The following is a 16,675-nucleotide window of genomic DNA, read 5'->3' on the forward strand; positions in this document are numbered from 1 at the left end:
GAGTAATCCCTGGTTACCGGCAAATTCGCCCATCACCTGACAGAACACTCCCTGACTACCCCGTGAAACTTCACAACTGCCCCTAAAATAATTAATAAGGTAAAAACCCTGTAACCAACCTCTCATTTAATGTAATTATAAAACAGCAATATTGATCTTAAACAAGATTGATTTTGTAATAAAATGACATTCAAAGTCCAGTTACTTATAATGGAGAGAATTTATCGCGTATTAATGTAGTTTTTTTTCAACTTTGAATGTCTACTTTCAACTTAAGGAACATTAACAGTAACATTAGTACCTAAGCCCAAACTATCTTTCCGATAGTAAATCTCGTAATTATTCGCAAGTCTACTTAAAAAATAATTATCTTAGTGGAACGGTATGAAAACTTTAGAGTTAATTCAAAAAAATCTGGATACTTTCAGCAAATCAGAAAGAAAAGTTGCTGAAGTTATTATTGCATCTCCGCAAATCGCTATTCATTCCAGTATTGCGACACTTGCTAAAATGGCGGAAGTAAGCGAGCCAACCGTTAATCGCTTTTGCAGACGCCTTGATACTAAAGGTTTTCCTGACTTCAAACTGCATCTCGCTCAGAGCCTCGCAAACGGCACGCCTTATGTAAATCGCAATGTTAACGAAGATGACGGGCCGGAAGCTTATAGTGCTAAAATATTTGAATCTACAATGGCCTGCTTAGATGTTGCAAAAAACTCGTTAAATAGCGCGTTAGTCAACAAGGCGGTTGATGTATTAACCCAGGCAAATAAGATCTCTTTTTTTGGATTGGGCGCATCTTCAGCGGTTGCCCATGATGCGTTAAATAAATTTTCCCGTTTTAATATTCCCGTCTCCTGCTTCGATGATATTATCATGCAGAAAATGAATTGTATTAATAGCAGTGAAGGTGACGTGATTGTTTTAATATCACACACAGGACGCACTAAGGCGCTGGTAGAAGTTGCTCAACTGGCCCGCGAAAATGATGCCTTTGTTATTGCATTAACACCAGCTCACTCACCGCTTGCACAGCAAAGCAACCTGGTTCTTTCCGCTTCAGTACCGGAAGATACTGATATTTATATGCCCATGGCATCGCGTATTGTGCAGATGGTTGTTATTGATGTGTTAGCAACAGGTTTTACATTACGTCGCGGACCTAAATTTATCGAGCATTTAAAACGCATTAAAAGCGGAATCAGAGAGTCCCGGTTTGATAAAATAAATATCGAACCTTAATCTGACCGAAGCCCCCTACCGGGGCTCAAATAAACCCATAACGAAAACACTAACTATTTAAAATAATCCCTGCTATGCTATTTGCTGATAAAATAACCACAATACGTAAATGGACTTAAATATGATACTTATTACTAATGCAATGGATTGTACTAGTGCTCATACCTTTCATTCAAATACTCCTGCAGACATGATTCCGATTACTCTGGAAAGCTTGTCAAATAGAAATAAAATAGTCTTTTCTCGCATTCAGGCGAGTTAAATTTTTTAACCCGGCATGAAAATCAACTTTACTTTAACAGGAATACATTATGTTACGACGCACCAAAATTGTTACAACTTTAGGACCTGCTACCGATCGCGATAATAATCTGGAAAAAATCATCGCAGCTGGCGCTGATATGGTTCGTATGAATTTTTCCCATGGCGAGCCTGCTGACCATATAAAACGTGCCAACGAAGTACGGGAAATTGCCGCTCGCTTAGGACGAGAAGTGGCCATTATGGGGGACCTGCAGGGACCTAAAATTCGTGTATCTACCTTTAAAGACGGTAAAATTCAATTAGCCGTTGGTGACAAGTTTATATTGGACAGTGATATTGAAAAGGGTCAGGGTGATCAGCAGGCGGTCGGTCTTGATTACAAAACACTGCCGCAGGAAGTAGCGCCTGGTGATGTCCTATTACTTGACGATGGCCGTGTGCAGTTAGTCGTTGACAAGGTTATCGGCAACCAGGTACACACCGCAGTATCCATTGGCGGCCCTTTATCTAACAATAAAGGCATTAACAAAAAAGGCGGCGGTTTATCGGCAGCGGCATTAACGCCGAAAGATAAAAAAGATATCATCACCGCTGCTGAAATCGGCTGTGATTATCTGGCGGTTTCTTTCCCGCGTAATGGTGAAGATATCCACTATGCACGCCGTCTGGCAAAAGAAGCGGGTTGCAACGCTAAAATTGTGGCTAAGGTAGAACGCGCTGAAGCGGTGGAAACTCAGGAAGCCTTAGAGGATATTATCCTTGCCTCTGATGTGGTGATGGTGGCGCGCGGTGATTTGGGCGTGGAAATTGGTGACGCACGTCTGGTGGGTGTACAAAAGAACATGATCCGTACAGCGCGCCGTTTAAACCGTGTGGTTATCACGGCAACACAAATGATGGAATCTATGGTAAGCGCACCGATGCCGACGCGTGCGGAAGTGATGGACGTGGCTAACGCGGTATTAGATGGTACTGATGCAGTCATGTTGTCGGGTGAAACGGCAGCAGGTGCTTATCCTGTCGAAACCGTTAAAGCCATGAGTGAAGTGTGTCTGGGTGCGGAAAAACATCCAAGCATTAACATCTCAAAAAACCGTATGGGTACAATGTTTGACGATCCAACTGAAGCACTGGCGATGACGGCGATGTTTGCAGCTAACCATACTGTTGGTATTAAAGCGATTATTGCGCTGACCGCATCCGGTACAACCCCGTTATTAATGTCACGCCTAAGCTCCGGTTTACCAATTTTTGCACTTTCCAGCAATGTCCAGACATTAAATTACTGTGCCTTATACCGCGGTGTCACACCGGTCAATTTTAATTCGACCACCACGAATAATGCCGTATTTACACGTAATGCAATTGATGCATTAAAAGACCGCGGTTATCTAAAAGAAGGCGATCTGGTACTAATCACTCACGGTGAAGATCATTACGCAGGCTCTACTAATACCTGTAAAATTGCGAAAGTTTAAATCTACAAATGGTTTTAAAAAAGCTTCTCAATGAGAAGCTTTTTTCATAACTTAACCACCAAAAAATCAACACGATAAAACATAATGTTTATCAATAACAGAGAATATTCCTGCACAGACGTACATCTTCCATCAAATAGTTTTTAGCAGTCTGCAATCTGTTTTTTAACTCTTTATTTTCTAAGACTTGCGGTTTTTTTCCGGGATACAGAGTAAATGGCGTTAATTCCCACTTTACAGATACGACATAAATACTATTTTCACCGCGCATGATTTTGTACACCCCCAACTCGCCATTTTGCGTATCACGTCGTGCCGAGCAGCTATATTGCCCATAAAATACGTTATTTGGACTGGGGTTATGAATATCAGCACTATCCAGCCGGCTCTCTTTACAAAGACTTTCAATTGTATCCTTAACCGAAACTGCCATATCCTGAACAGAGAATGAAGGTGCGACATTGCTTAATTTTTGCTGGCTCACTAATGCAGGTCGCGCTTTGCCTTGAAGCCGTACTGGTACATATTCAGCTTCAGCGAAACTGCTTAATTTAAAATCGACAGTTTGCCGCCAGCCTCGCTGCCAGTCCGGATACTCCGGCATAGTAAATTTTTCAATAACACCTGGTTCAGCTTGTTGCCCGGCACTTAATACAGAGCTTTGATCATCACAGGGAATGCTTGAAAATGTTACGGAACCGTCAGTAACACATTGGTAAACTTTTGCCATTGCAGGCTTTGTTAGCAATAACAGAAGGATAGAAGGAAGTACAGTTCTCCACATGAGGCAACAAAGTCCTTATTGATAACAATGTTATGAACACTTTAACAGAAATATTTACAACAATAGAACTAATTATAAATTTATTTTATGCAGGTCGGATAATGCCGAGTCAGAAAACTGGGACTTTAGTACTTTTTTACTCTCCATATGAATTTCACCACTTTGGGCGATTGTAAAATGCTCAGGTTGAGCGTTAAACTGACTTTGATAAGCCATTAGCAATTGCAGCGAATGCGCTTTTTGCTCTTCAGTTAATTTGTTTCCGTCTAACCATTTTCCTGTTTCAACGGCTTGCCGAAGCTGTTGATAAAGTGCAGGTGATATACTTTTCGCATAACCAGTTAGAGTCGCCATGATATTTTCCATTATTTTTAGGTGAGTATATTGATTTCAAATAAATTATCAGGGTTATTGTAACCAAACTTTTCCGACAAAAAACGCGTACACCCCACAAAAAAGCCCTAATAACCAATGTGATAGGGCTTAAAGTTGATTTATTCACATGAGAAGTTAGCGTGTCTCTCCGTCAAGTTAAATGACGAACACACTTTAATAAAAGAACGGATCGCGCGCTAACTTTAGTCTCTTCGGTAACATTTTCCTTTGTATCGGTTAACTCACCCGAGGTACAAGCCGTATCAAGTTTAATTTTCCAGGCCAAACCAACATCTAGCACCGGCAATTTACAACCAATTTGATAACTGGATGAGTTTAATATTAAAAACCAATGCTCTCCGGATTGCTCCGCCTCATGCAGTTCAACACCTATCGCCTGTGAATTATTGGCGTGCCAATCTCGCTCCTCCATAGGATCACCTTCAGGATGATACCATTTAACAAGATCGGAGTTTTCACAACGGCCGATACAGTCATCACTTAATGCCAGGCTGCCAAATAAACGCGATTCTTTACGCAGCTGGATTACCTTACTGGTAAAATCAAACAATTTTTTATTTACGGAACTCAAGTCCCAGTTTAACCAACTTAAAATATTATCCTGGCAATACGCATTATTATTACCCGTCTGGCTATTCCCCATTTCATCACCCGCTAAAAAATGCGGGGTGCCCTGAGAAAGGAATAAGGTGGAAATTAAGTTTCGTTTTTGTTGCTGACGTATCTGATTAATTTTAACATTGTCGGTTTTACCTTCAACGCCATAATTGGCAGATAAGTTATGCCCGTGACCATCCCGGCTTTTTTCACCATTGGCTTCATTATGGCGATGATCATAACTAACAAGATCATCCATTGTAAAACCATCGTGGTAACAAATGTAATTGACACTAGTGCAGATAGCACGATAACGCTTTGCAAATACATCCCGGGAGCCTAACAAGCGCGTAGCCACCTCGCCTAACTGTCCGGTGTCTCCGCGCCAGAAAGAACGTAATGTATCGCGATAACGATCGTTACACTCCAACCAGTCACTTGGAAATCCACCTAAACGGTAGCCGCCAGGGCCAATATCCCACGGCTCAGCGATCAATTTAACCCGACTTAAGACAGGATCCTGAAGCAATGCTTTAAAAAAGGCGCTTTGTTGATTAAAACCATTATTTTCACGTGCCAGGGTCACAGCCAGATCGAAACGGAAACCGTCAACCTGCATCTCCGTTACCCAATAACGTAAAGAATCAAGCATTAACTTTAATGCCCAGGGGTTATTAAGGTTTACCGTATTACCACAGCCGGAATGATTGCTGTAATTTAAATAATTAAGGTGATAATTATCAGAGGCTTTTTCAAAGGTATAATAATTGCGATTGTCAAACCCCTTTAAACTGAGAATTAAACCATCGTTGCCCGCCTCGGCGGTATGGTTATAGACCACATCTAAAATAACCTCGATCCCTTCAGCGTGAAGTTCTCGGACCATGGTTTTAAACTCATCTACGGCATCAAACTGAGCATAACGGTTTTCCGGGGCAAAGAAGTTTATCGGGTTATAGCCCCAGTAATTGGTTAATCCCAGTTTTTGCAGTCTTGGTTCACTGACAAAGCTGAACACCGGCATTATCTGTAAGCTGGTAATACCTAACTTCTTATAATGTTTGATACTTTCCGGATGCGACAAACCAAGATATTTACCACGTTTTTGCAGCGGAATCTTTTTATTAAGCTGGCTGAACCCTTTTACATGTACTTCATAAAGGATTCGCTGATGATCTGCAATATCCGGCTTGCTTACATTTTTCCAGTCAAAACGATTATCAATAACAACAGACTTAGCAACCTCTGTGTCATCGCTATCGCTCTGTGCCTGAGCAAAACTATGCTGGACGCGATTTAAAGCCCGTGCATAGGGATCAATCAATAAATTATTATTATTAAATAAAAGGCCATTTTCCGGCTGGTAATCACCATATACCCGGTAACCGTATAGCTGCCCGGCCTTTACTTTATTGACGAAAATACTCCACAAATACCCCTGTTTTACTTCAAGAGGATAAGTGGCAATTTCTTTTTCATGTTTGTTAAATAAACACAATTCAACACGGTAAGCACCCAGGCTATAAACTGAAAAGTGGCACCCCCCTTCTTCTAAAATTGCACCAAGGGGCAGAAACTGCCCGCGAGATGCAGAGAAAGGATGTTTTTTTTCATCTAACTCTAATAATTTACGTTCCAACTAACTGCCCTTTTTACATAAAAAAACCGTTGATAAGGGGGGTAAATTCAATTTGATTGAATATTCCTTGCCCTGCCACGGTTGACGTTCGGCAGCAAATACACCTAAGTTGTCTCCCATAGGGTAATTGCTGCCCCAATAATATTCGCTATCAGAGTTTAAAATAACCTCATAATCACCTAGCTGATCAACTGCAACCCGATAGCCATCTCTTGGTAATGGCGTAAAGTTAGACAGACAGATTATTTTCTGATCCTGCTGCAGGTTTTTTCTGACAAAAGCGATAACACTTTTTTCACCATCGGAATGGTCTAACCATTCAAACCCTTTATGATCATAATCCGCTTCATAGAATGCGCTGTTATTTTTATAAATTCTATTTAAATCGCTGGTCAGTAATTTTTGACCTTTATGCTTGTCAAATTCAAGCAGGTGCCAATCTAATCCAGTGTTATGGTTCCATTCACTAGTTTGAGCAATTTCCGTGCCCATAAAGTTTAATTTTTTACCCGGATGCGCATACATATACCCCATATAAGCACGTAAATTTGCAGCAGCCTGCCATTCATCACCCGGCATTTTACCCAGCATACTGTTTTTACCGTGCACAACTTCATCATGTGAAATAGGTAAAACGAAGTGTTCATTGTAATGGTAAACCATCGCGAATGTCATTTCATGGTGATGATATTTACGATACATAGGATCGGTTTCAATATAGCTTAGGGTATCATGCATCCATCCCATATTCCATTTGAAACCAAAACCTAAACCACCTTCAAAAGTTGGTTTAGAAACACCGGCAAATGCCGTTGATTCTTCTGCAATGGTCATCGCATTGGGATATTGACGGTAAACTTCTTCATTAAACCATTTTAATAAGCTAATCGCTTCATAATTATGGTTACCGCCATCAAGGTTAGGAACCCACTCACCCTCTTCACGGGAGTAATCCCAGTAAAGCATCGACGCAACGGCATCAACGCGTAAACCATCAATATGAAATTTATCTAACCAGATTAGAGCACTTGCAACAAGGAACTGACGGACATTATCACGACCGAAATCGTAAATGTAGGAGTTCCAGTCAGGATGCCAGCCACGACGCGGATCTTCATATTCATATAAAGGTGTACCGTCAAATCGAGCCAAACCGTGCGGGTCTGACGGGAAATGCGCAGGTACCCAATCGACAATTACGCCTATTCCGGCCTGGTGACACTGGTCAACGAAGTATTTAAGATCATCTGCATCACCAAAACGGCTGGTTGCGGCAAACAGACCAACGGGTTGATATCCCCATGAACCATCAAACGGGAATTCTGAAATTGGCATTACTTCAAGATGCGTATAGCCTAATTCAACCAGATAAGGAATCAGTTCAGCGGCCAGTTCGCGATAGGTCAGCATGCGCTCTTTACCGTTTTCTATTTTACGCTTCCATGAGCCTAGATGAACTTCATAAATACTCATAGCGGAATAACGTTTGTCACCCTTTTGCGATGCACGCCATGCATCGTCATTCCATTGATACTGGTCATGGTCAACAACAATTGAGGAATGCGAAGGATATAGCTCAGCCTGAAAACCAACCGGGTCAGCCTTGTGCGGTAAGCGATTACCTAAGCCGTCTTTCAACTCAAACTTATAAGCACAACCGGCTTTTAAATCAGGAACAAAAATAACCCAGTGACCGCACCAGCTGCGCTGCATCGGCTGACGGCGGCCATCCCAATGATTAAATTCAGTAATAAGACTAACACTTGTTGCATTTGGTGCATAAACAATAAAACGTACACCGGAAATAGCCTGATCACCAGCATAAGTTGTTTTAAGCTGCGCGCCTAAGGTTTTGTAAACATTTTGCGGTGCTTCATGCAGGGTAGAAAGTCCATCAAATGCGATATCATGGAATTGGTAAGGGTCTACAAAACGATGGTTACCACTCTCATAAATGGCATTTAGTTCGTAAGTGAATTTCTCAGTCAAAGTCGGTAATTCAATTTCAAATAAGCCGGAAGGATCTGTCTGCTTAAACTCAGCCTGCGGTTTTTTTTCTGATAAAGCATACAACTCTACTTTTAAAGCTCCCGGTAACCAGGCGCGGATAATAAAACCTTTACCCTTAGGATTTTTTAATAAGCCCAACTGTTCAAAAGGATTGGGTAATCTTGCTGCATTAAGCAGTGAAATTAGAGAAGCATGCTCATCGTGTACAGACTCCTGCTTCTTCACTATCTTTACGGCAGCTTTTTTTACTGGCTTAGCTACTTTTTTTTCTGATTTAGTTACTTTTTTATTCATAGGTTAAGGCCCAACTAGTTAGATTAAAGAACAATTATTTTTTAGGATTGCGCGCTAGCGTTAAGTTAGCGAGCAACGTTTTTATATCTTGGTCGGTGAATATCTGATCAATATTTTTAGACAGTTTACGTCGCCAATTTTTATATTCATTAGAAGTCCCGGGTACATTGACAGGTTTATCCATTTCTAAAAAGTCTTCTAATTGCAGACTTAATAACGCCGAACTCCCCTTCGCCAAATGAATTTGCAGGGCAAAATTTAACGTCTTATCCATTTCGACATGTTTAGCATTACGCGGGAAATCCCCCGGCAAACTGCCCAGCCCATGTAAGCTATCTAATATTTGCTGTTTACAAGCAAGGCGATCAGCTAACAGCTTGTGGAAAACATCCAGATCCGGATATAAGCCTAACTTACGGCCTAAATGCAGGTCATCACAATGCCAGTAACCTTTAATGGTTGGCATATCGTGTGTGGATAATGTTGCCATTGCCTGCTTGATATAATGTTGAGGGGCAATATAGCCGCCGTCTGCCGCCTGCTCATAAAAGAAAACCTTGTACGAATAAACACCGGCATCTTGTAATAAAACATCAATACCCTCAGGTATCGTTCCAAGATCTTCACCGATAACCAGACATTGGTTTCGCACACTTTCCAGAGCTAATAAATTTAGCATGTCCTGAACCGGGTAATAGATGTAAGCCCCTTTTACCGCGGTTGCATTATCCGGTACCCACCACAAACGTAATAAACCCAGCACATGGTCAATACGCAAAGCGCCGCAGTGACGCATATTAGACTGTAATAGATCGATAAAAGGCTGATAAGCAGTTTCCTGTAATTGCGCTGGTGAAATTGGCGGCAACCCCCAGCTTTGTCCCTGAGGACCTAATACATCAGGCGGAGCTCCAACACTGATATGTTCACAATATAGAGAATGGTTCGCCCAAATATCAGAGCTGTTTAAAGCCACTCCGACAGCCAGATCCCGGTATATACCGAGTGTCATGCCCATTGATTTCGCCAGTTGATCTGCTTCTTCCAGCTGTAATTCAGCAATCCATTGTGTATAGCACCAGAACAGCACCTCTTGCTGATTGTCCTGAATCCAGTCTTGAGACGCCTCACTTTGGTAGGATTGAAAAGCGTCAGGCCATACCGGCCAGCCCCAGGAGTTAGGATCTTCGGCAAGGAATTTAAACTGCAGGGCGTCATAAGCAGCATGCTGCTGTAATGATTCGCCTTTTTGTTCAACGTATGTATTTAATGCGGCCAGGCGTATTTTACTTTCGGGGCTGTCATCATTAAGGGTGGCAAATAAGGCTCTTAATATTTCAAGTTTGAGCGCCGTCACCTTTTCATAATCCACCCATTCAGTGGCACGCAGAAGCGCTAACTGTTGTTGAAATTCATCACTGCCGATTTTAGCCTGCAGACTTTTATTACGGATTAATTCATCTACCGTATTTAGATCAATATATAAAATATTTAGCCATTTTCTCGAAGAAGGGCTATATGGGCTGGCATTATCAGGATGGGATGGGGATAAAGCATGAATTGGATTTAACCCGATAAAATCACTGCCATTTTCGGCACTGTTTTTGAGCAGTGTTTTCAGATCACCAAAATCACCAATTCCCCAATTGCTATCACTTTTAACACAGTAAAGCTGTACACTTGTTCCCCAGGTTTTTTTACCCTGCAATATCGTATCGGGTGTATAACAACTTTTTGGGGTAATAATGAAAAACATCGTTGCCAACGCCTCATCATTACCCTGTTCATACAGTGATAAGCTGTGATAACCAAAAGGCAGATCCAGCGTTAGGGGAATTTGGTATAATTGAAATTCCACATCGGAAATTTCTTTGCTGGCAAGCAGCGGGTAGTTTATTGCCGAGTGTGTCTGGCTGATCTCTTGTTTATCTTCCGTGATGATTTTATAAAGTAAGTCATCTGTTACGAAATCAATCGGTAAACAAACCTCCAATGTATAAGTCTTATTTTTTTGAAAAATTGAAACCGGTGGCAACAAAGATAACCAGTGCAGGCTTTCCTGTTCCAGATAATAATCACTTAATGCTTTATCATCATCAGCATCGAAACCCATTTTCTTGATCAGATTTCTAATATTTTCCTCAGAAACTTTAGCAGGGCTCCCCCATGCATCAACAAAATGCGGATCGATTCCTTTTATTTCCATAAACATATTTAAAGCAGAGTTGGTCATATAGCACCTATTTATTTTTTATCGAGCGATCTAACTTATCTATAAAATGAATGATTTCCGTACCCTAATGTGCTCATTATCCCAAGGCGCTAACTATTCAATGCAGTGGATACTACTTGAATTTATACAACTAAACAGAATTCCTGAAAAATTTGTGATTAACATCAAATAAAAACAGGAAATAAATGGAAATTTTTTTTACGTATTTGATATATCTGTTTATTAATTCTCATGTAACATGCGAAAAGTTACATTGTAAAAATAATATCTTACCCCATTATCACATTTCATTACATAGGAGTTTTTCATGCTTGATCACATTTTATTAACCAAAATCAAAACATTATCTAGTGCAGTTAGTATTCAATCAGATCCGACCGGATATGAATTTTTAGTCATTGATCACAATAATTTTGATGCCGCATTTGCCCTTCATGGTGGTCATCTTGTACATTTCCAGTCAAAAGGACAGCAGCCAATAATCTGGACCAGTAAAACCGCCATTTATAATGAGCAAAAGGCAATTCGCGGTGGCGTGCCTGTCTGCTGGCCATGGTTTGGTGCTGCCGATAAATCTTTAGGGGAAAACGTACCTGCTCACGGATTTGCCCGGATTAGCAAATGGGAGCTTGCTTCGGCAGATGAGTCTGAGCAGGGTGTTGAAATTCAACTGCGCCTTACAGATAGTGAAAAAACCCGCACATTATGGCCATTTAAATTTGAGTTACTGTTAAAAGCCACTTTAACTGACCAGGTAAAAATTGAACTGATCAGTAAAAATACCGGTGACACTGCCTTCTCATACTCAGGCGCGTTGCACACTTATTTAAATATCAGTGCACCGGAGTATTGCACTGTATCGGGCTTAAATAACCAATACAGCGATTCATTAGATAAGGGGCAGGCTAAATCAGGCGATACTACACTGCAGATCAACGGACCTATCGATTCGATCTTTCAAAAAGCCCCCGCTGCTGTGGTATTAACAGATAAACAGTTCGCTCGCCAACTTGTGGTGGAGAATTCAGGTAATGACTCCGAGGTTGTCTGGACACCTTGGATAGACGGTGCAAAAGCTTTTGCCGATATGCCTGACGATGGTTACCAAACAATGTTATGTATTGAATCCACTATTACGAACAAACCGGGGGTGACTGTCCAACCGGGAAACAGCCACAGTTTAACCACTTTGATAAAAGCTGTTGCACAGTAAAAATCTAAAAATGACTGTTTTGTATGATCATTGAATGCTTAAAAGATGATCAGTTTATTACTTAACTGGATATTTATTAGAAGATAACAGGTTAAGATCCAAGGAAATTTAACTTAAATTTTTGTTTGGCTTTCTTTTCTGTAGTTTAGCCATTAAAATGATTGCGTAATTTAATTACAAATGATTTTTATAATCACATTGATAAAAAAGAGGCATAATTTGCCCTTTTTTTTATCAAAATTTCTGATTCAAGACAATTAACTTGACCAACATCAAGTTTTTGGTTGCATTGATACATATAATGACACCAGTTTTTCAAATCAAACTATCCAAAAGGATCTAAAAATGACAATTAAAGTAGGTATTAACGGCTTCGGTCGTATCGGCCGTTTCGTATTCCGTGCAGCTTGTGAACGTGCAGACGTTGAAGTTGTTGCAATCAATGACTTAATCGACGTTGATTACATGGCTTACATGCTTAAATATGACTCAACACACGGACGTTTTAACGGTACTGTTGAAGTTAAAGACGGTAACCTAATCGTTAACGGTACTACTGTTCGTGTTACTGCTGTACGTAACCCTGAAGAACTAAAATGGGATGAAGCTGGTGTTGAAGTAGTTGCTGAAGCAACTGGTCTTTTCCTAACTGACGAAACAGCTCGTAAACACATCACAGCTGGCGCTAAAAAAGTTGTTCTTACTGGTCCTTCTGGCGATGTACCAATGTTCGTAAACGGCGTAAACTTCTCTGAATACGCTGGTCAAGATATCGTTTCTAACGCTTCTTGTACTACTAACTGTCTAGCACCTATCGCTAAAGTACTTAACGACAAGTGGGGCATTGAGTCTGGTCTTATGACTACAGTTCATGCAACAACTGCAACTCAAAAAACTGTTGACGGTCCTTCTATGAAAGACTGGCGCGGTGGTCGTGGTGCTTCTCAAAACATCATCCCATCTTCAACTGGTGCTGCTAAAGCAGTAGGTAAAGTAATCCCTGCTCTTGACGGTCTTCTAACTGGTATGGCTTTCCGTGTACCAACTGCTAACGTTTCTGTTGTTGACTTAACTGTTAACCTTAAAACACCAGCTACATACGCTGAAATCTGTGCTGAAATGAAGCGTGCTTCTGAAAATGAATTCGCTGGCGTTCTAGGTTACACTGAAGATGCAGTAGTTTCTCAAGACTTCATCGGTGAAGTTCAAACTTCTGTATTCGATGCTAAAGCTGGTCTATCTCTAACTGACAAATTCGCTAAAGTAGTATCTTGGTACGATAACGAAATCGGTTATTCAAACAAAGTTCTTGACCTAATCGCTCTTATCTCTAAATAAGATTAGTTAGTCAATATTTATTGTAAGCCTGTACTTCGGTACGGGCTTTTTTGTGCCTGTAATTAGTGCAAAGCAAACTCCTGCAGCTAAATTCTGTATCCCGGCACGATAACGAAATCGGGTGCTATACCCCCAGGAAACAAAGTGCTTGACCTAATCGCTGTTATCTCTAAATAAAAAATATTTATCACTCACGATAGTATTCATACTTTGTGGTGCATGGAACGGATCCTGCGAAATAGATCAGATAATAAAGTAAAGCTGATTGGTGACAAACGTTGTATATACCCATGATATTTCAAGATGCAAAGTCAGCAAGGCAAATTGTGCCGAGATGCTAGGCATAAAATTGAAGTATAGTTAATCTACATAGAGATTTTATAACAACGCAGATTGGTACAAGTTGCCTTGCCCTACGGGGCGCTAGCTCAAAAACCAGCTCTGCGTTTCAACAATCGAAAAGGGAATAACCATTACCTCATGCTGCGCCTTGATCTGGTCTCCGAGCTCGTGCCTGACAAAGCATTTTGAAGTAACATGGGTATATATCTGTTGCTTTAAGCAACAAAAAGCCCAGCTGTTAATAGTTGTTTGCTAATTTAACTACTCGCCTACCGCTTGTTTTTTCGCTTTTTTATTCTAACCTGTTGTTTATTTTCTAATTGATTCGCTTTTTTTATTATATATTGCCACACTATACTATTTTAAAATTGTCTCTAATTGGTATTTATAAATGAATCAACCCCCGCAAACGCTTTACTGGCATGATTATGAAACCTTCGGACTCAATCCCGGAGCGGATCGCCCTTCTCAATTTGCAGGTATACGTACCGATCTTGATTTAAATATTATTTCTGACCCCGATGAATGGTTCTGCCGACCTCCTAATGATTATCTGCCGAATCCGGAAGCCTGTTTAATTACAGGAATAACGCCTCAACGCGCTTTACAGAACGGGCTATCCGAAAATGAGTTTATTAACCTTATTAACCAGCAATTCAGTCAGACAAATACCTGTGTAGTAGGTTATAACAATATCCGCTTTGATGACGAGGTAACGCGCTTTACGTTATATCGGAACTTCCGCGACCCTTACCAGCGGGAATGGAAAAATGGTTGCTCACGCTGGGATATTATCGATATGGTCAGAGCGTGTTATGCACTGCGCCCTGAGGGGATAAATTGGCCTGTGGATGAGGATGATACGCCCTCTTTCCGTTTGGAGCTGTTAACAAAAGAAAACGATTTAGCACATACACAGGCGCATGATGCCATGAGTGATGTCTATGCAACCATTGCTATCGCGAAATTAATTAAAGAGACACACCCTAAACTCTATGGCTATTTCTTTGAGCTACGTAAAAAACACAATGTTCTGGCACAGCTAAAACTTGGCAGCCGCACTCCTGTTGTGCATGTTTCAGGGATGTTTCCGGCCATCCAGGGCTGCGCATCCTACGTTATGCCGATGGCAGAGCACCCGACTAATAAAAATGCCGTAATTGTTGTTGATTTAAATAAAGACTTAACTAATTTAGAGAGCCTTTCTGTTGAGCAAATCCGAACATACCTCTATTCACCCGGTTGTGACTTGCCTGACGGTATTGAGCGTCCTGCTATCAAGCTGGTACATATCAATAAATGCCCTATTATTGCACCTGCAAAAACATTATCAGAACAACGCGCAGATCAATTGGGTATTAGTCGTCAGCAATGCCGGCGTTCTCTGGATTTTCTCAATAGTCATCCGGAACTGGCAGAAAAACTGCGGCAGGTTTTTGCTCAGGATCACACTCCCGATAACAACAAATCTGCAGAAGAGATGTTATATAGCGGCGGTTTTTTCTCTACTGAAGACAAGGTTCTGATAGATCAAGTCTGTAATAGTACCTGGGAGCAGTTAAGTGAAAAAGAATTTAATTTTGAAGACGACAGGTTGGCAATTTTGCTTTGGCATTACAGAGCAAGAAATGCACCTGAGTCCTTAAATTCACAAGAGCGAGAGAAATGGACAAGGTACCGCCAGGCTTATTTATTGGAAAACAGTCAAACTTACGTTGAAAAACTTGATGCACTGGCGCTGGAAAATCAGAGCAATCCTACAAAAATGGCATTGTTAAAGCAACTATATGATTACTTGAATTATTTACACTATGAATAACCTCAGGTTAATTATATAATTAGTCATTTTTTACCGTAAAACTTCGCCCTTTAAGGCAGAGATATAATGCAAGGTTTGTTTCTGCATACTATGCTTAGAAAATACCGCAGGGTATGCAGAATGTTAAGTCTTTGGAGTGCGTATCAGACTTATGCCATGAGTTGCGAGAAGCCCGTAAGGCACCCAATGTAGACCTAAACGCGAAAACCAGGCTGACTCCCCGGGCAACGTACGATGAAGCGGAAACCTGAAACCACCGTAAGGATGTCAAAACTAAATAAGGATTTAGGATTGTGATAAGATCTATTTTTATTTTAGCTTCTTTTATTTCCAGTTGTTGTGTCGCTGAACAACTTCCTTCCAACGCATCCCTAGCCCCCTACAAAAAAAATGTTGCTCAAAAGAACGTTAGCGGCAACCAATTTGCTGTTAATATTAGCTCTGCTTACACTATTCCCGAGATAACTTATTTGTACCTGGATACTGTTTTCAGCGATTTTTATCAAAACCTATCCTTCAATACATCCATAACAAGCAGTACTTTTGAAAAAAGTGTGCACTACGAACTTGTTGCAATCCCCCTTATTCCAACGAATAAAGAAGGTTTACAACTGGAACTCTTCGGTCACTTTTCAAATCCCTACTCATACTATTTAAGTAATTTTTCAGCGGATCACCTACTCTATAACTATCGCGCCAATTCTGAAGAATTTGACATATATAACAGTGAGTTATCCTTAGGGACAGGGTTCAGCTTCAATACCAGTCCATACAGTAAATTCAAGATAGTTATTTCCAATAATGCAATTCCTGGATACGGTACAAGTTTTGCCTTATTTGGTTTTGAAACACAGTTCTAATGTTTGCTAACCGCTACACTATTCCTTTTATCCATTTAGATGAAAAACACCGTCATTCATGGCGGTGATGAAAATCATTGATGCGAAGGATTAACGTTACTTAGGTCTATTTTGTTGCTCGATATAAGTCGTCAGGGCATCTAGTGCAGCACCGCCACATGATCCG

Annotated in this window: 11 protein-coding genes; 6 read left to right on the plus strand and 5 right to left on the minus strand. The window is 40.7% G+C overall.

Going from position 1 to position 16,675, the window contains the following annotated elements; genetic code table 11:
• Positions 1 to 384: 384 nt before the first annotated feature.
• Both ABZA00_RS01760 and pyk read left to right on the plus strand, forming a co-directional pair.
• Positions 385 to 1,242, plus strand: coding sequence for a MurR/RpiR family transcriptional regulator (locus ABZA00_RS01760; RefSeq protein WP_372880423.1), 858 nt, complete (start codon positions 385 to 387; stop codon positions 1,240 to 1,242).
• A gap of 311 nt (positions 1,243 to 1,553) precedes the next feature.
• On the plus strand, positions 1,554 to 2,984 hold the full coding sequence (pyk, locus tag ABZA00_RS01765; RefSeq protein WP_372880424.1) for a pyruvate kinase: 1,431 nt from the start codon (positions 1,554 to 1,556) through the stop codon (positions 2,982 to 2,984).
• 91 nt (positions 2,985 to 3,075) lie between these two features.
• Here the strand turns inward: pyk and ABZA00_RS01770 are convergent, their stop codons facing one another.
• The 5 genes from ABZA00_RS01770 to malQ form a co-directional block, all read right to left on the minus strand.
• Entirely contained in the window at positions 3,076 to 3,768 is a 693-nt protein-coding gene (locus ABZA00_RS01770; RefSeq protein ID WP_372880425.1) for a DUF4124 domain-containing protein, read from the minus strand.
• A gap of 72 nt (positions 3,769 to 3,840) precedes the next feature.
• Positions 3,841 to 4,122, minus strand: coding sequence for a YeaC family protein (locus ABZA00_RS01775; protein ID WP_372880426.1), 282 nt, complete (start codon positions 4,120 to 4,122; stop codon positions 3,841 to 3,843).
• A 172-nt stretch (positions 4,123 to 4,294) separates the two neighbouring features.
• A complete protein-coding gene (gene glgX / locus ABZA00_RS01780; RefSeq protein ID WP_372880427.1) occupies positions 4,295 to 6,400 on the minus strand; it encodes a glycogen debranching protein GlgX in 2,106 nt (701 codons plus the stop codon).
• A complete protein-coding gene (gene glgB / locus ABZA00_RS01785) occupies positions 6,401 to 8,704 on the minus strand; it encodes a 1,4-alpha-glucan branching protein GlgB (protein WP_372880428.1) in 2,304 nt (767 codons plus the stop codon).
• A 34-nt stretch (positions 8,705 to 8,738) separates the two neighbouring features.
• Complete coding sequence (gene malQ / locus ABZA00_RS01790) at positions 8,739 to 10,937, minus strand: 4-alpha-glucanotransferase (RefSeq protein WP_372880429.1); 2,199 nt, start codon at positions 10,935 to 10,937, stop codon at positions 8,739 to 8,741.
• A 307-nt stretch (positions 10,938 to 11,244) separates the two neighbouring features.
• On the opposite strand from malQ, the gene ABZA00_RS01795 reads away from it, so the two are divergent.
• The 4 genes from ABZA00_RS01795 (at position 11,245) to ABZA00_RS01810 (ending at position 16,509) form a co-directional block, all read left to right on the plus strand.
• On the plus strand, positions 11,245 to 12,150 hold the full coding sequence (locus tag ABZA00_RS01795) for a D-hexose-6-phosphate mutarotase (RefSeq protein ID WP_372880430.1): 906 nt from the start codon (positions 11,245 to 11,247) through the stop codon (positions 12,148 to 12,150).
• A 345-nt stretch (positions 12,151 to 12,495) separates the two neighbouring features.
• Complete coding sequence (gene gap, locus ABZA00_RS01800; RefSeq protein ID WP_372880431.1) at positions 12,496 to 13,488, plus strand: type I glyceraldehyde-3-phosphate dehydrogenase; 993 nt, start codon at positions 12,496 to 12,498, stop codon at positions 13,486 to 13,488.
• 733 nt (positions 13,489 to 14,221) lie between these two features.
• On the plus strand, positions 14,222 to 15,649 hold the full coding sequence (gene sbcB, locus ABZA00_RS01805) for an exodeoxyribonuclease I (protein WP_372880432.1): 1,428 nt from the start codon (positions 14,222 to 14,224) through the stop codon (positions 15,647 to 15,649).
• Between the two features lie 293 nt (positions 15,650 to 15,942).
• Positions 15,943 to 16,509 carry a hypothetical protein gene (locus tag ABZA00_RS01810; protein WP_372880433.1) on the plus strand — a complete coding sequence of 189 codons (567 nt, stop codon included), beginning with the start codon at positions 15,943 to 15,945 and terminating at the stop codon, positions 16,507 to 16,509.
• Positions 16,510 to 16,675 lie beyond the last annotated feature (166 nt).

Origin of the sequence: Psychromonas sp. (assembly GCF_041586535.1) — a bacterium.
GTDB lineage: Bacteria > Pseudomonadota > Gammaproteobacteria > Enterobacterales > Psychromonadaceae > Psychromonas.